Below are 19,071 nucleotides of genomic sequence, written 5' to 3'. Positions count from 1 at the left end.
AAGGTTAGAGCTAATTGATGTTGATGACGATCAAACGCCACTCCTAATTCTACTAAACGATGAATACATTCAGGAGCGTGATTCACTAAAAACTCCACCGCCGACCGTTCACATAATCCGGCTCCAGCTTTTAAGGTATCTTCTAAATGCAACCGAGGAGAATCATCACTGGAAATGGCCGCTGCTATACCCCCCTGAGCCCAATCACTCGCCGATAAAGGTAAAACATCTTTACTGACTAAGCCTATACTTAGCTGTTTGGGTAAACAAAGGGCGGTATATAATCCCGCCGCTCCTGTGCCCACAACCAATACATCAAATGAATCGGGAAGGTCAGAAATTAACGAAGTTTCAATCAAGGTCATGGGTCAGTGCCAGGGATGTTGGATGGGTTTTAAGTCAGGGATGAGGATTTTGATCTGTACAAGTTTTGGCTGGACAAAACCCTAAAACCCGAACAGATTTACACAGATTGAACTGACTTTGGAGATTATGTTAACTTCTTTTAATGCCGTTAACATAATCTGTACATTCTGACACTGAATCCCAAAAATGGCTTAGTCGTAAGCCCCAACATTTAACCGTTGGTCACCTTCGAGAAACACAGACTCAGGAGGAGTCACGGTAAAGTTATCTAAATTCTGTTGCAGAATTTCTTTTTGTTTTTCGGTCAAACCCTCAATTTTCAATACATCCTCAACGGACTCATAGGGTGCATTCTTAATAATGATTGATCCTAAATTCGGAAACATCCCTTTATATTGACGAAAATCCCGCAGGTCGCTATTATTCAAGTCCAATTTATTGCGAACCCTCGCCATTTTATCATCAACACGATTTCTCCGAGGGGCTTCCGTTGCTAAGATGGGAGCCACAACTCCAGACTGCATCACGCTCAAGTTTGCAGCTAAAACACTTTGGTGTCCAGTCCATCCTAGACAACCGACTATCAACACTAATACAGCCAACAGGCGACTCAATCGTTTCATCAACGCTCTTCTCCCAACTGACATAAACAGCATTTACAAGAATTTGATATTTTCAGGCAAAATCGGTAAGCAGAGTGTATTCTACCATCTTCTTTGCTCCCACTTCAGTCGCAAAGTCCAATAGAAAAACTTGCTGATCCTAAGCACCAAAACGCCCGGATTTAGAAGTCAACTCAAATCACAGTTCAGTTTATGCTGTTGTTAACCTATTCCGGTTTTATGTAAACTTTCTTAAAATTTGTTACACCTGTGACACTGGGAATAGAGATTTCTCAGTATTGATATCGCAGTCCCGCCCCCATCCCATAACTATAAATACTTAAAATTTGATCTTCAGCACCCATAATCACTCCTCATTTTGCGTGTACTTCTAATATTACAGCTTTGAATTTTCCACATCCTGTTGTAGGAATTTTTGAAAGGCTCCCCGTAGAATGGAAAAAACGGACTTGACAAAATTACACTTTTATGTATTTGAATCCTATAACCAAGCTAAACATTGTTTCTATTTCCGGTTTCCTATTCCCAGTTTCCGGCTTAATTTAGACCAACCTCGATAATTTAAGCGTTTCCACTGTGCTTTTTTTAAATTCATTAATAACTGTTGCATTTGGTCAAGATTAACAGGTTTTCCACCATAACGCCAACCCATATAAGCTTGAGACAATTCATCAATCACTTCCGCTTCCGCAACCGGATGATATTGCTGTAACCAAAAGGCATACTCTAAGGGGGTTTGTGTGGGGTGTTTGGGATAACCTTTACTGGCTAAAATCTGTAACAGTTGTTGATAAAGGCTTTCTTCAGGAGGAAGTTTCGCTAACCAACGACGATAGCACCAACCTTTCCAAATATCCCAACTTAACCACCCCAAAAATGCAACCCCAGTGGTAATTATTAATCCACTAAAAATCCCTAACCAGCCTTCAGTAAAGAAACTAAAAAACCAACGAATTCCTTGGAGGAGTCCTAAAATTATTGTTCCTAAAATTGCTTGTAAGCCATTGGCGACTGGAGACGGTAGCCAACCCGCCACCCAATTCCAAAACACTTTTAAGGCGCTGAAGGTTTGATCTTCTTCAACAGAAGGAGGAATTAAATCCATCCCCGGAATTGGATTAAATGCAAACCAACCATATTCAGGGAAATAGACCTCCGTCATTGCAAAAGCATCAGTATTTTTAACCACATATAATCCGGTAAAGGGATTAAACTCACCCGGATTAAATCCCGCCACCAGACGTGCTGGAATTCCAATCGAACGTAACATCATTGTTAGAACAGTAGAAAAATGATCCGGGTAGCCTCCGGTAATTTTTTCCCCAGGGGGACTGTCTTGATATCCAAACAGAAACGCTTCCACTAAATCTTCATTTTCTCGTAAAAACGGAGGCTCTTTTTGTAATTTATAATTAGGATTTTGTTTAAGATATTGGGCTAAATATAAAACTTTTTCATAGGTTGAATCTAAAGGTTTTTTATTTTGAGCAACTTGATTCACACTTGCTAAAACTTCTTCTGTCTTTTTCCTCACTTTTTCTTGAATTTGAGCCGGAACCTGTAAATAATATTTTTTGATATTTTTAGGATAGTTGGTTGAGGCTTGTTGTAATTGGTTCCGGTTACGATAGGGAACTTGAGAAATTACAGTGTAAGTCATTCCTTCTCGAAGTTCCAAAGGCGATCGCAAATTTCCATCAGGATCAACGGCAATTTCCTCAGTGGGAAAATAGATTTCCTTCGGTTTATCCATTGCTGGAATTAAACTCGGAAGTTGTTGCAGTACCGTATAACTTTGAACCACTTCTTGAGTTTTAGCTTTTGTCATAACAGGAAACAAGTTAAACTGATATGACCAAATTGAACGTTTTAAAGGAATTGTTTGATCATTCCGCGAAATTTCCCATCCCTGTCCGGTATAACGATCAAAAGCAATAACGCGCCAAAATCCCCGTGCTTGTGAACGGACACGCAACACATCTTGAGGCTTTAATTCCCCCCGTAAATTCTGATTAATTTTCGTATTAAACCCATAATAAAACGTATCATTTAGCGTTCCCGCCCCGGTTTCCTGATTTAATCCGCTTCCACCTCCACCGGAATTATTATTATTATTATTTCCTGAAGACACATAACCTGGATTTAGGATTTGTCTGCCATCAAATTGTCCAGGGGGCATTGCAATCGGAGAACTGACCGGAAACGTTCTTAACTGATACCCTGGAAACCGAGGAAGGGCGACAAAAATCATTAATCCTAATGAAACAACGATCAAAAAAATAATGCCAACAAACTTAAAATTAACGCTATTTTCAAGCTTTTGCGAATTTTTTTTCGGTTTAAATTGGATATCTCCCAAGCCTAAACGAGAGCGATAATCTAAAATTAAGGTCGGTAACGCTAAAGCTAAAAACACCAACACCACAGGCGCAAACGCCATAGTTTGACTGAGGGTTCCCGCCACGCCCAATAAAATTAACCCAATCACCATCGAATAACCTAAATCCTGACGGCGGGGTAAATCAAAACTATGTAAAACCTGTAATTCAATTAATAATCTAGCCAGTGCTAAGCGTGTATCATTCATTTCGCCAAACAGTCGCCCGAAAAACGTAGCGAGGGCAACTAACATTCCAATAGCAATACAGAATTTAATAGGCACATTGCGATGGCGACGGCGAAACCAACTCCAGGTTGCTCCTAAAATGCTGACGGGAATAGCCCATAAATTCAGGGGTTCCTCAATAGCAACATCCGTTGCAACAATCCCAGCAATCACTAATAATTGAACTAACACCCTCAGCCACAGAGAATCCTCTGGTATTGGCTTAGGTGCCGTTTCAATCCGTCGCCATACTTGACTCATAAACGGGATTGAGGGTGTCATCGTTTAGGCTTAAAGGTTAGAAAGTTTAAAACTTACCCTACTCTAACTTAAAATCACCTAAATTTCCAACTTGAATTAAGCGGATGTGGTATCCTTTATTCCATTTGGAGTTGAGGACAAATAGCAAAACAGAGGGGATTTTGCTCATCACTATGTAATAAAACATGAAGTCGATAAATCCGGTTAGGTTCTGGGTCTATCAGTTCCAGTTTCAAATATCCGGGGGACTTCCGTTGTGCCGTTGTTGATCGGCTTTCATCAAACAGTTGTAACCGTCCTCCGGCTGGAAGGTGTCCCAGAATTTTTAACGCGGCTCCATAATTTGTTTGAACATATTCCACCCCAATTGTCAATTGTCCTAAAGTGGTTAACCAGTCTTGATGAACAGCAGGTTGATTCAAACCACAATTAAGTGTCAAAGTTTGAAGAATTTCCTGCGCTGCTAACAATAACAACACCATTTGTTGTTCCGGGGTTGCGGTTTCATAACAAGGCTGGGACTCGGTTAAATCCCTGTCGCTGCGTAAAGGCCCTAGCATCACTAAACTTGCCAATTCATTCAAAGTTTCTGGCTGATTGGGAAATAAAGTGTGCACTACCTGAACTAATTTAGCACCTTGCTGTAAAGTTGATTGAACCACTTTTTGACAAGGAACTAATAATTGATCAAAAACCCATTCAGGTAGAAAACTTGACCATCTTAATTGTTGTTGATGAGTCATCCAAAGATTACCCATCGGAACCTGTTCTTCCCTGAATGCGTCTGGATATTCAGATTGCAGATCAGTGCCGTCAGGTTCCCAGGGAAACAAAGGCGGGTTCAGTTGAATCGTGGCTTTGAGTCTTTCTCTCAAAACGGTTTCAAATCGGTTTTTCACAATCGGTATTTCTCCCAGTGTGAATCCTTGACTGTGGGAAGGGAAAACCTCTATCTCTTCAGAATCGAGGGGGTCTAATTCCTCCTCTAAGTTTTCCATCCCCGATATCTGATCAGGAGTTAAGTGGGGGTTAAATCCCTCCTGATCCTGATCAGATAAAGATGTTGTTGGCTGTTGCAACAACCAGTCAAAAAATCGGCGTTCACAGCATTGATTATCTCGGTTTGCTTCGTTATTCATCGCTAGATGCCCTTGCTCCGGATACTGAACGATTCCTGATTTCCCACGCTAACTCTAATAATTTAAACCAACGTTTTTGAATCTGAGCAACTTTGCAATTTAAAGTTTTGGCAATTTCCGCATCAGATAATCCCTGTTGTTTTAACCTTAACAAACTCTCTTGCTCTGAACCGATTTGATGTAAGAATTCTTGCCATTGATGGGGCAATAATCCTAAATCTCGTTCGATATCTGCCTCTAACCATTGGTGAACTAATTCCCACCGATGTCCCAAGGCAAATCGCAGTAAATGATACTTAAATCGTTGCTGTAAATAATCGCGCTGACGAGGAGTTAACCCCAAAATTTTCTCAATTTCACGAGTCGGTAAATCTTTTAACCGCAAGGTAAAATAGTCGGCACAATCTTGTTGTTTGTGTTCTTCTAAATACGCCATCAGTTCCTCTACGACCGTTTGACGGAGAGAATCGGACTCTGATTCGTTGGACTCTGTTACCATTGCGTTTCGGACTTGTTGGAGTGAGGAATCATTCCAGGTGGTATCCGACTCGGAACCTGAGCCCTCAGCGGCTTGTTCTAAATCGACAAAAGTTTCCTTTGGTTGTTGTTGAGAGAAGGTTTGTGCTCTTAAGATAATCAATTGTTGACTTCGACCCCGAGCTAAAGGAATGCGCCGTTTACCGTAGCGTTCTGTAAATGCCATATATTCCGCAAGTTCCAATAGTGTCCGAGGACGATAGGTGGCAGGTAACTGCGCTTCTTTGCGAAAGGCATTCAAGGTTTCTAAATAAAAGGCTTGCAAAAAATCCTTGATTAATTCTAATCGAGCTTGATAACTCGATAACACCTGGGGAGGAGTAATATATCGATAAACAATCGCACTCAAGGTACTATGTAATTCTAAAGGCCCTTGTTTTGACCCTAGCTTATAATATTGAATACATTGCTGTAAACGGTGTTGAGCTAAAGTCATAGCCCAAGTTTCAACATCCCCTGAGTCTTGAATCCGTTTGCTTTCTGTACAAATTCGGGTAGCTTCTTCGGTAATGCGCTCAGCGACATCCCGACAATTTTGTTCAGAAGCACGAGTAGACAGATTCAGTTCTCTCAATAACTTTTGGACAATAGTTTCGCTTTGGCAGATTTCCCCCATGATCTCTAATTGCTACAATGACCCTAACACAGTGATTCCAGAATCAGCCTTGGATTTCCGGATGGTTTAGTATTGTGGAACAGGCATCTTGCCTGTTAACTGGGGGATATGGGAAAAAATACAGTCAACAGTCAACAACCAACAGCTATGAATTTAGATCAACAAATTGAAATCTTAATTAATAATGCTCCTCAAGATGGAACAACTCCTCAAGTTGTTAAAGCGATCGCACCAGGGCTAAAACTATTAGCACAACAATTGCAACATCCCGGATATTATATTTTACAAACCTTAGATCAAAGTTGGGTGGTGCAACCGTTTATTAATGTTGATCAACCTCACATTAAAAAAAGAGTGATTTATGCCTTTTCTAATTTAGAAGATGCCTTAAGTTATGGAAATGCTGATTCAAAATCTCAAATTGTAGCGGTTCCATTACCTGTGACTCATATTTTATTTCAAATGGTTGTTCTGGAAATGCCGGATAGTTTATGTTTTTTTGAAACGCCTAACAATTTTCAATCGGCTACGGAAATTAAACGCAGTGAAATTCAAGAATTAGTACAAGTTTATTTAAAGGATTATCAGCAACGTTGTCAGTCTAAATCTCGCAAAATCCCCCCCCATATTGCTTAAAGAAGCTATCAGTTATTCCTGATCAGTAAAAGAATAGCCAACAGTCAACAGTCAACAGCCAACTTTCAACCGTTAACCGTTAACCGTCAACTTTTCTTAATAAAGCCGACTCAAAACATAATCGGCTAAATCAATTAATACCTGTCGAGATTCACAGCTTGGAAACGGTTCGAGGTATTTGACAGCTTGTTGAGCATGATAGGAAGCTAATTCCCGAGAACGTTGAATCCCTGAACTATCTTTAATGAAGGCTAAAGCTTGTTCTAAATCTCCTTCTTGAGCAAATTCCCGCTCAATTAATGTTTCTAATGAAGGTTTTTCTTCTAAGGCATAGAGGGTGGGTGCAGTTAAATTCCCACTCTTGAGATCCGATGCTGCTGGTTTTCCTAATTCCTCCGTTAAGCCTGTAAAATCCAAAATATCATCGACAATTTGAAAGGCTAAACCAATATGGCGGCCATAGTGATATAAATCTTCTGCACGTTCGGTTGAAACCCCGCTTAAAATCCCTGCTGCTTTAGAACTATTGGCAATCAAAGAAGCGGTTTTATAATAACTTTTTTCTAAGTAGGCTTCAATCGATAATCCTGTGTCAAATCGATTCAGACCTTGTTGAATTTCTCCCTCCGCTAAATCCATAATAACTTGGGATAGTAATTTTACAACGTCCAGGTTATCCAAATTAGCTAAATACCAAGAAGATTGAGCAAATAGGAAATCTCCCGCTAAGACCGCAACTCGGTTATTGAATAAGCTATGAACCGTTGGAACTCCCCGGCGCATTTCAGCATCGTCAACAACATCATCATGGACAAGACTGGCGGTATGGATCATTTCTGTGATTTCCGCCAATCTGCGATGCTTGAGGGTAATATTTTGATCGGGCATTGTAGTTCGGGAAATCAACAGGACAATCGCAGGACGTACCCGTTTCCCTTTGACACTAAACAGGTGTTCTGCGGCGGCATACAAAATTGGATGACGTGCACCGACAAGCTGTTTTAAGTTATCGGTTAACTGCCGCAGGTCTGCTTCAACTGGCGAAAATAGAAGAGTTTGCGATGTCATGGATTAGCCAACTCAGGCGTTGAGTTAACAAAATTTTACATATTATAGTCTGATTTTAATCTGTTTCGGTTCAGGGGATCGCATTAAACTTCAACCCGAAGTCGGGAAATTTTGGTAAAAAATGCTTACAGTCCAGAGGGGATAAGGGTTGTAATCCTCTTCCGTCCCTTGAAAAAAAGTCACTCCTGGTTATTTTCCCACCGGCGTACCTCAATCTTTTTCCTGAACGGGTGAAGCCTGTAAATTCTCAAAAAATTTTCCCTCAAAGGCTTTGATTTTCTAATTTTTGTGTTATGTTAAGAGACAAGAGTTTAACCCATAATTCTACACATTAAGGGAAACAGGTCTAGCGATAAGATTAAGAATCATTAATCGCCACCTGGTTGAGCCATTGGCTCTCGGATAGCCGTTAGAACTTGTTAAATAGTTCGCAAGTCTATTCTAGTCGGTGGACTTATCCATGACATCGGTTAGAGGAGTCTCTAGTGAGGGTTTTCTACAGAAGCTCTTGGTTTTTTATAGAGATTTTTCTGGCGGAGTTGAGTGTGAGCAATATTTCCAGGGGATAACAATTTCCCATAGAAATTTTTAATAGAGGGTCATAACCGCTAGACCTTGACGGGTGCGTGTTGTCCTTATGTAGCGGGTCTTAAACTCCGGTTTGCTCCTCCTAATCCTTCTGGCTGGCTCCTATGTTCTATCACGATATGCCTTTAATCATCCCGCTTTTGGCAACGGGCTATGTCTTGATGATTTATTTGCTCTTAGCTCTCGCTAAGTATACAACAAATATATCTCGATTGAGATCTTAAAAATCTATCTTATAGCAGGGAAGAGGGAACAGCGATTGACTGGGAACAGGCAGGAAAAGATTTCTCTGCCCAGGGTTTTAGCATGAGTCAATGTCCTAACACCCCAGCCACGACTGCTATCAATCAGTTTTCCCAAATTACGAATTCTGAAATAGTGCAATGGAAAATGGAAGACAGACCCACCCAGTTTAAGACAAGCTGAGTGGGTCTTGTTGTTGCATATTAATTAGCTTAATGATGGAGTAATACCATCACTGACCGCAACAGGGGCAGTATTGACGGGTTCTACTGTAGGTAACGTGGTGGCTTCTACAGTGGGAGTAAACCCCAACCACTGAACAGAAATGTTAGCAAACTGTTGAGGGCAACCACTGACACAAAACCGAGTCGGTTTAGGAGAGTGAGTATTCCGCAGGCCTAACAGTTCTAATTCTTGAGATGCGGCTTTGACTAAAGAGACGGCTGGATCTACAAGCTGAACGTGAGCCGGAAGGATGGAGCGTAATATAGGAGCTAAATGGGGATAATGGGTACAGCCATAAATTAAGGTATCAATTTGCTGCTGAATTAAAGGAGTTAAATACTCCTGGGCGATTTGATAAGTATAGGGATCATGAATGCGGTTTTGTTCAATTAAGGGAACAAACTCTGGACACCCCACTTGCCAGACTTGAACAGAAGGATCAGTTTCCTGAATTGCATGACGGTAGGCATTACTGGCCGCCGTAGCGGGAGTGGCAATGACCCCGATGCGTTGGCCCTGTCGCATGGCGGCTTGAGCACCGGGCAGAATTAATCCCAAAATGGGGATATCAAATTCATCTTGAACCGTTTCTAAAGCGAGGGCGGAACTGGTGTTACAAGCCATGAGAATCATTTTGGCATCCTGTTGCATCGCCCAAAGAATAATGGGACGGACAAACTGCACAATTTCCTCTCGTGAACGGGTTCCATAGGGCAACCGCGCCGTATCTCCAAAGTAAAGTACAGATTCATTGGGAAGTTGACGGTAAAGCTCCCTTAAAACCGTTAATCCTCCTACACCACTATCAAATATTGCGATTCTTTTTTGTCGATTGTCCGTTGTCATGGGTTAAAAATCAGTCTTTGATTGTCTGTTATCGATGGTGAATAGGTCTGTTGTCAAGTCTGTTGGTTGTTGAACCCAGGTAATAGGCAATAAGGAATAAATTATTTCTTCCCCTTATTCCCCTTATCCCCCTTTTCTTCTTTGTCGTGTGAACCCCGGAAATCGAAATTTCTAAGTTTTTCACAAAAAAGGTTGCAAGTTGAAGTCATTATGAGTATGATATAGGAAGAAGAGGAAAAGGAGGATAGACTCAATGCAGATTAAAGATATTCCCCTGAAACAGATTCGCCGTCCCCTTTGCAAAAGCATCTAGCTTGAGATAGATTTAGAAGGGTTTGAAATTCGATACACTATTATCAATCTCTTCTATATTTGTAAGGTTTCGATTCATTCTATAAAATTGCTCAAGGAGTATTTTCAATCATGGTAGTAACTAACTCGAAACAACGTCTTTATCCGACGCGAATTGATTTACCGCAAGCAACTCGTGCCGGAGTGATTGAGATTCTAAACCATAGTTTAGCGACAACATTAGATTTAAAAACTCAAGTCAAACAAGCTCATTGGAATGTCAAAGGCATGAATTTCTATCAATTGCATGAATTGTTTGATGAAATGGCAACCGAATTAGAGGAATATATTGATCTAATTGCCGAACGAGCAACCGCGTTAGGTGGGACAGCCATGGGAACGGCTCGGATGGCAATTGCTAACACGATTATCCCAGAATTTCCCTTAGATTTGGCTAATGATCAAGATTATGTGGTGGCTTTAGCCGATCGCTATGCTCCTTATGGGAAAATGATTCGAGAAGCCATTGATCAAACAGGTGTATTAGGCGATGCGGATACGGCAGATTTGTACACTGAAATTTCCCGCGCTATTGATAAGCGGTTGTGGTTTTTAGAAGCCCATTTGCAAGGCAACTAAAAGGCGATCAATGGCAGTGTAACTCTTGACATGAACTAAAATCAAAATGAGTGAATCTGCATTACCGGATTATACCTATCAGTTGCAGGAGTTAATGCAACAAGCCGGGATTTCGAGCCTAGAAGAACTAAGTCAAATTGCTGGGGTTTCCCCGTTGCAGATTATTCGACTGCGACGGGGACTTGCGTTACAAACTTCTGTTAGTATTTTGTTGAAAATTAGTCAAGGTTTAAAGATTTCTTTAACTGAATTATTAACCGTGTTTGCTCCGGGTTCTGTCTCTGGTGAGACTGCATCTGGAAGTGATTTAGAACAAGAATATCAACGCCTACAAACACAGATGGAAGAGCAACGTTCTGTGTTGTTAGAAGAATGGAAACGGGAAAGTTTGCACATCTTAGAATCGTGGTTATTGCAATGGCCAACGGTGGTCTATCGAGTTCAAGAAAATCCTCAACTTCAGGCGGTAAAATTATTACCTTTTGTGCGTCCAGTGGAACAACTTCTGAGAGAATGGGGAGTAGAGGTAATTGCACCTGTCGGGGCACAAGTTCCTTATGATCCGCATCTACACCAACTTTTAGACGGAACGGCTCAAGTCGGAGAGCAAGTAATTGTGCGATATACAGGATATCGGCAGGGAAATAAACTCCTCTATCGAGCTAAAGTTAGTTTAGTCAAGACTCCATCAAGTTAAGGAGCGTACAATCAATTAGGTCAGAAAAGGGATGGGTTGATATGAAATCTCCTGTTCCCTAAGTTAAATTGATGTATTTGGCTATGAGTCCATCTCAAAGCTATACTAACTGAGTCCGACGAGTCTTATGGAGGGTTGAATCCCTAAAACACTATGAGTTCTGATGTTAAAATTCTTAAACCTCACGGGATTTTAGATGGTACTAAAGCGAGTCAATTTCGTCAAGATATTGGTGCTTTAGTTGAAAAGGGAGCCAAAACAATATTAATTGACTTCCAAGATGTTACGTTTATGGATAGTTCAGGTTTGGGTGCATTAGTTTTAGCTCTGAAAACCGTTAGAGCGGCTGGGAGTAAATTATTTGTTTGTTCAATTAATGAACAAATTAGAATTTTATTTGAACTCACCAGCATGGATCGGGTCTTTGAGATTTTTGAAAACGAAGAGAAATTTTTGGAATCTTTTGACAAGTGCTAACTTCATATGATGGGTTGGCTAACATAGGGTGGAAACGGGGAGTTGAATCTGGATGTCAACAGATCTGTGTTTCCCAATTTCACCCTAATCTAATCGAATTAAGACAAGATTCAATTCTGTTGAGCAAACCCCTGATTAACTAAAACTAACTTTGAGTAAAGAAAAATCATCATCAAATGGATTATAGGAATTAATTCTTTTGATAGTATTTAAAACTTCTTCTAAAGTATGATCTTGCAAATGGTTGTATTCTGTTAGAATTGAAATGAATCCTTCTAAGCCTAACATAGTATGATCAGGCTGATTAATTTCATAAACTCCATCACTAAAAATATAAAGGTTACTGAATTCTTCAATTTCATGGATAGCATCCATATATTCCGCTTCTAAAAACATTCCAACAGGCATTCCTCGCGTTTTTAAGCGTTCAATTTTAATATCTTTTTCATCTTTACCTGTTAATAAAATAGCAGGAGGATGACCTGCACTTGAATATAATAATTGCCGAGTAGAAAGTTGATAAACACCATACCAAATGGTAAAATATTTATCATTTTTATAAGTCATTTGAAAGGTGGTATTCAACGCTTTTAAAACGTTACTTGGCTGATAATAATCAATATTAGGAATTGCCCTAGAGCGCAGAAGATTGAGTACAGAAACTGAGGGAAGAGCGGCTCTTAACCCATGTCCTGATGTATCCAATAAATAAATTGATAAATGGTCGGAATCTAACCAAGAATAATCAAAAGAGTCTCCCCCTAATTGACGAGAAGGAATAAATTTAGCATCAATTTTTATAGGTTCATTTAAGGGTTCAGGAAGGAGGGAACGGACATATTCTGCGGCTTCTGCTAATTCTGCTTCAATGCGTTGTTTTTGGGTTTGTAAATCTTGACTCAGTTGATGTAACCTTAATCCTGCGCGAACTCTCGCATAGAGTTCATTCATTTCAATTGGTTTAGAGATAAAATCATCAGCACCTGCATCCAAACCTGTCACTCGATCTGAAACGGAACCAAGGGAGGTTAATAAGAAAAATTGTGTTGTTGATAATTCTGAAGTCGCTTTAACTTGACGACAAACCTCAATTCCGGTTAATTTTGGCATAATCCAATCACAAATAATCAGTGCTGGACGTAGATGTTTCGCCTGTTCTATCCCTTCTTCACCATTATTGGCCACACTGACATCATAACCCTGTTTTTTCAGTGTTCTTTTGAGAAGTTCTAAAATGGCAACATCATCATCGATAACCAGAATTTTAAACATGAGCGTTGAGGTACGTTGGTACACCAGATGAGGGCAATCAAGGCCAAGTATAAGACTTTGCTGCATCACATAAAACTACAGTTATCAGTTATCAGTTTTCAGTTTTCAGTTAACAACTGACAACAACTAACGATTGAAGGTTTACTGATGACTGATTACAGTTTTTTTTAAATGAATGCAAGATCGGCTGGATATTGATTCATCCCAAAATCTTGTTTTTGGGTTTTGACAAAGTTAGTCAAGACTTTTTCCAGGGCTGTTAACTTTTTAGCATCACTGACTTTGATTAGGGGTTGATGCCAAGATTGGGTAAGGCGGGATCAACCGAAGTTATACATCCATCCAAAGAAAGCCCAGCCCATCCTAAAAGTCAAGAACACCTTGTATGATTCAGCTTGAGTTCTAGTCTCAAGGAGAGGAAATACATGAGGTTGTCATAACTTTGTGGATAAGTTTAGTATACAGAGATTATTGCTGCCTGTGAAAGCTCTAGCTTCTGATTCCCTCTGTTTAACAGTGGGAGAAAAAACTTTTGAGAGAATCACGAAGATTTAGTATTTTGCGCCTATGTTGCATTCATGCTAGAAAATCACTTCATTAATCCAGTAAACTCTTAAAAAGACTCTCATCGGTACTGAGTCATTCACAAAATATAAATTGAATAAGAGGATTCAAAACCATTGTCACTACCCCAAACGACTCAACTTCAAGTTCCCTCTAGTCTGGCTGTCCTAGCTAAAGTCTTATCATGGTTTGATCAATTGTATCAACCTTTTATTCCTCAATCCGTCTGGATTCGTTGTCAGTTAGCTTTAGCAGAGGGATTTACCAATGCAGTTCGTCATGCTCACAAAGGACTTTCTGAAGATTTATATATTGATTTAGAAGTCACTATTTTAGAGCAAAAAATTGAGATTCGGATTTGGGATTGGGGCCAACCTTTTGATTTAGTACAAAAAATCAAGGATATCCTTAAGGAAATGAATGATATCCCAATGGATTGTGAAGCTAAAGGCGGGGGAAGAGGTTTAAAATTAATGTATGATATTGCTGATTATTTAAGTTATAATAAGAGTGCAGATGGACGGAATTGTCTATTAATTTCTAAGAATTTTTAAGCCAAGCTTTGATTTTAAATTAGTACATATAGCCAGTGTAAATGAATTGTATAAAAGAATCAAGTTGATGATTAATCCGCAAAAACACTCTTGTTTCCTGATAGGGGCGAGGTTGCCTCGCCCTTACGATCAATTGAGAATCTCCTGCTCTTCCTCCATTGTTTAAACCATTAAAGGTTCTGGCTTTAATAAACCATTCAGGATTTGTGCAGGTGGGTTTTGATGGGGCCATGCAAAAGCATGACGAAAAGCCGCTTTTTGGCAAGCTTGTAACTCTTCAAACCCTAGAATATCAAGAGTTAATAAATTCTCGTATTCAAAGGGTAAACGCACGTTATGTAAACCCGCATTATCGGTACAAATGGCAATATCAACTCCCGCATCAAAACAACGTTCAAAGACTATTTTTAACTGATGAATATCTTTGAGGGTTCCGGTTTTAATATAGGTGGTGGGACAGACTTCTAAACATTGATTTTGCCGAGCTAATTCTGGTAATAATTCAGGATGTAATAAGGGAATTTGAATGCCATGACCAATTCGCATTAAATAGGGCAACAATTCGGGATAACAACCTTCAGGAGTTTCATATAAATGTCCAGTAGTTTTTAACCCCAAGGATAAGGCGTATTGATATAAGTTAATAAACTCATCCAACCGTTCAGCATAATGATTATCCCCACCCGCCATATCAACGGCGCAAACATATTGAGGCATTTGGGCGGCTAAATCAATAATTGCCCGGTTCACTTCAAAAGGAAGTCGGGTGTGCATACATAAAATTTGGCTGGTAATAATGGGAGTATCACTACTTTGACTCGCTTTTCCTACCACTTCCACAATTTCAGCCATACAATCAATTCGTTGAGACTGACTGAGATGTTCTGGAGTTCGTAAATAAGGGGTATACCTTAATTCTAAATAAGCTAAATTTTCAAAGGTATAAGCACCCCGCATCAACCGATAAATAAAATAAGGCAAGGTTTCAACGGTTTGCACACTTTCGACCATTGTATGCAGTTCTAAATATTCATCTAAAGTATTGCGGGGTTTGGTATAAAAATCTTCAAACCGTTCATATTCGACAAACCCTTCGGTGAGTTGAGGGTTATGACGTTGGAAATACCGCCACAGAATACGCGGTACAACTGAACCCCCTAAATGGCGATGTAACTCGGCGTGTAACGGCATAGTAACTTTTACAATATAGGTGAAAACAATTCCTATCACTGATCAGCTTCAACGTCTCTTGGCTAACTTGATCAACCGATCCTGATATTGACCATTAACGATAACACAACCTTAAAAAATATGGGGTCAAAACCTGTATTTTTATGAAGATTTTTATTTGAGGCTTGCCAGCTAAAAAATTATTTTTTTTGTTATAATAAAAATTTGGATAAAAATAAAGAACACCAATTCAGATCCAGTCGTTAGATTTCCGAGAACCCTCAATTGAATTAACTGACATTCCTATCATCTTGTTAATTCCAATCTATAATCGATTTTCACTCTTTGCTGATCACTCATTGGCTGCCCGAAAACTTCATAAAACTTAATTTGACAAAGTTACCCTGAACACAGATAATAAAGGTTTGTGTAAAGTGTCGGAGTGAAAACTCTCTTGGCTAACGTAGTTGTTATCGGTGCCCAGTGGGGCGATGAAGGAAAAGGCAAAATCACCGATCTGCTGAGTGGTTCAGCCGATGTAGTTGTCCGCTACCAAGGTGGCGTTAATGCAGGTCATACAGTTGTAGTTGACAATCAAACCTTCAAACTGCACCTGATTCCTTCAGGTATTTTATATCCCGATACCGAGTGCATTATCGGTTCAGGAACCGTAATTGATCCTAAAATTTTAATCGAAGAACTGGATCAACTCGAATCCCTGAAGATTTCTACCCAAAACTTGATGATTTCCCAGACGGCTCATGTAACCATGCCTTACCATCGCCTCTTGGATCAAGCATCAGAGGAACAACGGGGATCTCAAAAGATTGGGACAACCAAGCGGGGAATTGGCCCAACTTACGCCGATAAGTCTGAACGCACGGGAATTCGCATCATTGATTTGATGGAAACCGAGAGTTTGCCCGATCAGTTGCGCTGGACGATTAACAATAAAAACGTTATCCTCGAAAAACTATATAATCTTCCTCCTCTTGACCCTGAAGAGGTCATTCAGGAATATTTGCAATATGCAGAACGGTTGCGTCCCCATGTCGTTGATGCTTCACTGAAAATCGACGCAGCAGTGCAGGCTCGACGGAATATTTTATTTGAAGGGGCACAAGGAACCCTGTTAGATTTAGATCATGGAACCTATCCTTATGTCACCTCCTCTAACCCGGTTGCTGGGGGGGCTTGTGTGGGGGCTGGAGTTGGCCCGACGATGATTGACCGGGTAATTGGGGTAGCCAAAGCTTATACAACCCGTGTGGGTGAAGGGCCATTTCCGACGGAAATGGTGGAGGGAATTGGCCAAGTTTTATGCGATCGCGGGGCAGAATTTGGAACCACAACGGGACGTCAACGGCGTTGCGGTTGGTTTGATGCGGTCATTGGTCGTTATGCCGTTAGAATTAACGGTTTAGATTGTTTGGCCATCACTAAATTAGATGTTTTAGATGGCTTAGAGGAAATTAAAGTTTGCGTTGCCTATGATATTGATGGGGAACGGTGCGAACATTTCCCCAGCAGTGCGCGAACCTTTGCTCGCTGTCAACCGATTTATGAAACGGTTCCCGGTTGGAAAGAATCAACGGCTGATTGTCGGACGTTAGAAGATTTACCCAAAGAAGCGTTAAATTATTTGAAATTTTTAGCGGAATTAATGAAAGTTCCGATCGCCATTGTTTCGTTAGGCGCGAGTCGAGAGCAAACCATTATTGTCGAAGATCCGATTCATGGCCCCAAACGAGCGCTATTAGATGCAGACGGACAACCTGTAACGGTTGGGGGTTAAATTCTCATCTTAAATTCCCAGGTTTCGACCTGGGAATGCTTTTTTTTGGGGTTTTCCTAACAACTCAACGGCAATGATTAAAGTTTGTCATTTATTCATTTATCCGATTAAAGCCTGTCAAACGATTGCTATCAACGAAGCAGTAGTAACCTTAAAAGGGTTAGCTGGTGATAGACAATTCATGTGGATTGACTCAACAGGTCAGTTTGTTACTCAAAGAACCTATCCACAACTGGCTCAAGTACAAGTTCAACAGTTAGGAAAAACCCTAAAACTGTCTGTTGAAACAGGAGAAATACAACCTTTGGAATTAGAACCTACATTAACTGGAAGAGCAATTCCTGTTAAGATTTGGCGAGATGATACCGTTGCCATTGATCAAGGAGATCAAGTCGCTGAATGGTTAAAAAACGCATTAAAACTTGAGGAAACTTTTCGTTTAGTTCAACAATCACCGGATTATCCTCGATTGGTTGATCCCAATTATGCGGTTAAATCAGACAATCACGTTAGTTTTGCCGATGGTTATCCTTGTTTATTAACCAATACTGCTTCTTTGGATGATTTAAACCGAAGATTAGCCGAAAATTATTCTGATTCTCAACAACAAATTTCCATGAATCGCTTTCGTCCTAATATTGTCATTGAAAGTGATCAACCGTTTATTGAAGATAGTTGGAAATCAATTTTAATTGGAGAGGTTTATTTTGATTTAGTCAAACCCTGTAGCCGTTGTATTGTAACAACAACGGATCACAAGAGTGGCGAAAGAAATGAATTAAAAGAACCCTTAAAAACCTTAGCGACCTTTCGACAACAACCTCGTGGAGTTATGTTCGGTTTTAATACCATTCCTCGGAATACCGGAAAAATTCAGGTCGGAGACTGTATTGAGGTTGTAGAAACCCAATGAAACCTTAAGTTTCACTTCAGATAAACTGATTCAGTTAGTGAATTTTTAGGTAGGTTTACCTTGAACTGAGGGACAAAATCGGGTAATATTTAATACCATACCTGTTGCGTTATAGGGTGTTGCCCAAATGACTTATAGCCTCAGAATTGCTGATTTGCCCAGTGATGAGCGTCCCCGTGAACGATTAATGGCCATTGGCTCCAGAAATTTAGCAACGGCTGAATTGATAGCAATTCTGTTAGGAACAGGTCAGGGAAAAGGAAAATTATCTGCGGTCGGTTTAGGACAATATTTATTAAATCAGTTAAGTCAGCATCAGCGAGATCCCTTAGCCGTATTGCGAGATATTGGAGTTCATGAATTAACTCAAATTCATGGAATTGGCGTGGCAAAAGCCACAACAATTTTAGCAGCGATTGAGTTAGGAAAGCGAGTTTTTCAATCTAAACCCCCGGATTTAACAGTGATTGAGACTCCCCAAGCAGCGGCAGATGCCTTAAGTCATGATTTAATGTGGCAACCCCAAGAACGATTTGCCGTGTTATTGTTAGATGTGAAACATCGCCTCTTAGGGACTCAAGTGATTACCATTGGAACTGCAACGGAAACCATTGCTCATCCCCGCGATATTTTTCGAGAAGTGTTGAAAAGTGGTGCCACACGGGTGATCATTGCCCATAATCACCCATCTGGAAATGTTGAACCCAGTTCAGAAGACATTAATTTAACTCGTCAACTGTTACAAGGCGCGCAATTTTTATCCATTCCACTGTTAGACCATATTATTTTAGGGAATGGTAATTATCTGAGTTTACGCATGACAACATCGTTATGGGAAGAATATCCTCAAAATGAGTAAAATTTCTCTTTTTTAAGATTTAACGTGCTTAATTAATAGTTGAGCGATCGCTTGTAATTGCTGCTTATTAAAGGTTTTTAAGAGAAC

General features: G+C 40.1%; 17 protein-coding genes. 8 read left to right on the top strand and 9 right to left on the bottom strand.

From position 1 onward, the window contains the following. From ACKPEB_RS18325 to hetZ, 5 genes are all read right to left on the bottom strand, one after another. Positions 1 to 365, bottom strand: a 365-nt coding sequence (locus ACKPEB_RS18325) for an FAD-dependent oxidoreductase (RefSeq protein WP_408966409.1), incomplete at its 3' end; no start/stop codon positions are given. A gap of 192 nt (positions 366 to 557) precedes the next feature. Further along, on the bottom strand, positions 558 to 989 hold the full coding sequence (gene psbU / locus ACKPEB_RS18320) for a photosystem II complex extrinsic protein PsbU (protein WP_408966408.1): 432 nt from the start codon (positions 987 to 989) through the stop codon (positions 558 to 560). A 505-nt stretch (positions 990 to 1,494) separates the two neighbouring features. Further along, entirely contained in the window at positions 1,495 to 3,876 is a 2,382-nt protein-coding gene (locus ACKPEB_RS18315; RefSeq protein WP_408966407.1) for a DUF3488 and DUF4129 domain-containing transglutaminase family protein, read from the bottom strand. A 95-nt stretch (positions 3,877 to 3,971) separates the two neighbouring features. Continuing rightward, complete coding sequence (locus tag ACKPEB_RS18310) at positions 3,972 to 4,994, bottom strand: hypothetical protein (RefSeq protein WP_408966406.1); 1,023 nt, start codon at positions 4,992 to 4,994, stop codon at positions 3,972 to 3,974. After that, positions 4,987 to 6,147, bottom strand: a complete 1,161-nt coding sequence (hetZ, locus tag ACKPEB_RS18305) for a heterocyst differentiation protein HetZ (RefSeq protein WP_408966405.1) — start codon at positions 6,145 to 6,147, stop codon at positions 4,987 to 4,989. The genes ACKPEB_RS18310 and hetZ overlap by 8 nt, the downstream gene beginning before the upstream one ends. Positions 6,148 to 6,255: 108 nt before the next feature. Here hetZ and ACKPEB_RS18300 point away from each other — a divergent pair, with 108 nt between their 5' ends. Further along, positions 6,256 to 6,783, top strand: coding sequence for a hypothetical protein (locus tag ACKPEB_RS18300; RefSeq protein ID WP_408967642.1), 528 nt, complete (start codon positions 6,256 to 6,258; stop codon positions 6,781 to 6,783). Positions 6,784 to 6,879: 96 nt separating this feature from the next. On the opposite strand, the gene sds is transcribed toward ACKPEB_RS18300, so the two are convergent. Then, positions 6,880 to 7,851: a solanesyl diphosphate synthase gene (sds, locus tag ACKPEB_RS18295; protein WP_408966403.1), complete on the bottom strand. Its 972-nt coding sequence runs from the start codon at positions 7,849 to 7,851 to the stop codon at positions 6,880 to 6,882. 1,038 nt (positions 7,852 to 8,889) lie between these two features. Next, the gene (gene murI / locus ACKPEB_RS18290) at positions 8,890 to 9,753 is read right to left on the bottom strand and encodes a glutamate racemase (protein WP_408966402.1); all 864 of its coding nucleotides are present in this window, start codon (positions 9,751 to 9,753) and stop codon (positions 8,890 to 8,892) included. Positions 9,754 to 10,176: 423 nt separating this feature from the next. Between murI and dps the strand changes: the two genes are divergently transcribed. The 3 genes from dps to ACKPEB_RS18275 all read left to right on the top strand — a co-directional run bounded on the left by dps (position 10,177) and on the right by ACKPEB_RS18275 (position 11,857). Next, the gene (gene dps / locus ACKPEB_RS18285; protein ID WP_408966401.1) at positions 10,177 to 10,683 is read left to right on the top strand and encodes a DNA starvation/stationary phase protection protein Dps; all 507 of its coding nucleotides are present in this window, start codon (positions 10,177 to 10,179) and stop codon (positions 10,681 to 10,683) included. 46 nt (positions 10,684 to 10,729) lie between these two features. Further along, a complete protein-coding gene (locus tag ACKPEB_RS18280; protein ID WP_408966400.1) occupies positions 10,730 to 11,380 on the top strand; it encodes a helix-turn-helix domain-containing protein in 651 nt (216 codons plus the stop codon). Between the two features lie 153 nt (positions 11,381 to 11,533). Next, on the top strand, positions 11,534 to 11,857 hold the full coding sequence (locus tag ACKPEB_RS18275; RefSeq protein ID WP_408966399.1) for an STAS domain-containing protein: 324 nt from the start codon (positions 11,534 to 11,536) through the stop codon (positions 11,855 to 11,857). 135 nt (positions 11,858 to 11,992) lie between these two features. On the opposite strand, the gene ACKPEB_RS18270 is transcribed toward ACKPEB_RS18275, so the two are convergent. After that, the gene (locus ACKPEB_RS18270) at positions 11,993 to 13,129 is read right to left on the bottom strand and encodes a PP2C family protein-serine/threonine phosphatase (protein ID WP_408966398.1); all 1,137 of its coding nucleotides are present in this window, start codon (positions 13,127 to 13,129) and stop codon (positions 11,993 to 11,995) included. Positions 13,130 to 13,809: 680 nt separating this feature from the next. Here ACKPEB_RS18270 and ACKPEB_RS18265 point away from each other — a divergent pair. Then, a complete protein-coding gene (locus tag ACKPEB_RS18265; RefSeq protein WP_408966397.1) occupies positions 13,810 to 14,247 on the top strand; it encodes an ATP-binding protein in 438 nt (145 codons plus the stop codon). 162 nt (positions 14,248 to 14,409) lie between these two features. Here the strand turns inward: ACKPEB_RS18265 and ACKPEB_RS18260 are convergent, their stop codons facing one another. Further along, positions 14,410 to 15,438: an adenosine deaminase gene (locus ACKPEB_RS18260; RefSeq protein ID WP_408966410.1), complete on the bottom strand. Its 1,029-nt coding sequence runs from the start codon at positions 15,436 to 15,438 to the stop codon at positions 14,410 to 14,412. A gap of 433 nt (positions 15,439 to 15,871) precedes the next feature. On the opposite strand from ACKPEB_RS18260, the gene ACKPEB_RS18255 reads away from it, so the two are divergent. The 3 genes from ACKPEB_RS18255 (at position 15,872) to radC (ending at position 18,984) form a co-directional block, all read left to right on the top strand. After that, positions 15,872 to 17,212, top strand: a complete 1,341-nt coding sequence (locus ACKPEB_RS18255) for an adenylosuccinate synthase (RefSeq protein ID WP_408966396.1) — start codon at positions 15,872 to 15,874, stop codon at positions 17,210 to 17,212. 73 nt (positions 17,213 to 17,285) lie between these two features. Next, positions 17,286 to 18,125 (top strand): MOSC domain-containing protein, encoded by an 840-nt coding sequence (locus ACKPEB_RS18250; protein ID WP_408966395.1) that lies wholly within the window; start codon positions 17,286 to 17,288, stop codon positions 18,123 to 18,125. A 127-nt stretch (positions 18,126 to 18,252) separates the two neighbouring features. Beyond that, positions 18,253 to 18,984, top strand: a complete 732-nt coding sequence (gene radC, locus ACKPEB_RS18245) for a RadC family protein (RefSeq protein ID WP_408966394.1) — start codon at positions 18,253 to 18,255, stop codon at positions 18,982 to 18,984. The last annotated feature ends 87 nt before the right edge of the window (positions 18,985 to 19,071 follow it).

The organism is Planktothrix sp. (assembly GCF_046067725.1).
Classification (GTDB): domain Bacteria; phylum Cyanobacteriota; class Cyanobacteriia; order Cyanobacteriales; family Microcoleaceae; genus Planktothrix.
The sequence above is the reverse complement of the archived record's forward strand: the minus strand, read 5'-3'. Positions and strand labels throughout refer to the sequence as shown.

What these genes read in the sequence shown, in the direction of transcription:
- ACKPEB_RS18275 (WP_408966399.1), top strand. Translation starts at nt 11,534, where the DNA reads ATGAGTTCTGATGTTAAAATTCTTAAACCTCACGGGATTTTAGATGGT.
- hetZ (WP_408966405.1), bottom strand. Translation starts at nt 6,147, where the DNA reads ATGGGGGAAATCTGCCAAAGCGAAACTATTGTCCAAAAGTTATTGAGA.
- ACKPEB_RS18310 (WP_408966406.1), bottom strand. Translation starts at nt 4,994, where the DNA reads ATGAATAACGAAGCAAACCGAGATAATCAATGCTGTGAACGCCGATTT.
- ACKPEB_RS18270 (WP_408966398.1), bottom strand. Translation starts at nt 13,129, where the DNA reads ATGTTTAAAATTCTGGTTATCGATGATGATGTTGCCATTTTAGAACTT.
- ACKPEB_RS18300 (WP_408967642.1), top strand. Translation starts at nt 6,256, where the DNA reads ATGGGAAAAAATACAGTCAACAGTCAACAACCAACAGCTATGAATTTA.
- psbU (WP_408966408.1), bottom strand. Translation starts at nt 989, where the DNA reads ATGAAACGATTGAGTCGCCTGTTGGCTGTATTAGTGTTGATAGTCGGT.
- ACKPEB_RS18250 (WP_408966395.1), top strand. Translation starts at nt 17,286, where the DNA reads ATGATTAAAGTTTGTCATTTATTCATTTATCCGATTAAAGCCTGTCAA.
- ACKPEB_RS18280 (WP_408966400.1), top strand. Translation starts at nt 10,730, where the DNA reads ATGAGTGAATCTGCATTACCGGATTATACCTATCAGTTGCAGGAGTTA.
- ACKPEB_RS18260 (WP_408966410.1), bottom strand. Translation starts at nt 15,438, where the DNA reads ATGCCGTTACACGCCGAGTTACATCGCCATTTAGGGGGTTCAGTTGTA.
- murI (WP_408966402.1), bottom strand. Translation starts at nt 9,753, where the DNA reads ATGACAACGGACAATCGACAAAAAAGAATCGCAATATTTGATAGTGGT.
- dps (WP_408966401.1), top strand. Translation starts at nt 10,177, where the DNA reads ATGGTAGTAACTAACTCGAAACAACGTCTTTATCCGACGCGAATTGAT.
- sds (WP_408966403.1), bottom strand. Translation starts at nt 7,851, where the DNA reads ATGACATCGCAAACTCTTCTATTTTCGCCAGTTGAAGCAGACCTGCGG.
- radC (WP_408966394.1), top strand. Translation starts at nt 18,253, where the DNA reads ATGACTTATAGCCTCAGAATTGCTGATTTGCCCAGTGATGAGCGTCCC.
- ACKPEB_RS18315 (WP_408966407.1), bottom strand. Translation starts at nt 3,876, where the DNA reads ATGACACCCTCAATCCCGTTTATGAGTCAAGTATGGCGACGGATTGAA.